Annotated in this window: 1 protein-coding gene; it reads right to left on the bottom strand. The window is 53.7% G+C overall.

The window, feature by feature from the left end:
• Positions 1-229, bottom strand: a 229-nt coding sequence (locus FDX22_RS27690) for an ABC transporter substrate-binding protein (protein ID WP_255433102.1), incomplete at both ends; no start/stop codon positions are given.

Below are 229 nucleotides of genomic sequence, written 5' to 3' on the forward strand. Positions count from 1 at the left end.
GACGTTGTAGACGAATATATTGCCCCGCGCGGTTTTCTGAAAGCAGGAACGGTCCGGTACCGACGGGCTGCCTGTCGAGTAATTCCTGGCGATCCTGTTTGGCCAGTTGTGTGGCATATTCAGCCGACATTACAGAGGCATAGTGTGTCGCCAGATGCCACAGGAAGGAGGCATCTGGCTGAGTCAGACGAAATTCAACCGTGTTGTTATCCAGCTTGCGCACGCTTTG

Source organism: Citrobacter sp. TBCS-14 (assembly GCF_005280805.1).
In the GTDB taxonomy this organism is placed as follows: Bacteria; Pseudomonadota; Gammaproteobacteria; order Enterobacterales; family Enterobacteriaceae; genus Citrobacter; species Citrobacter gillenii.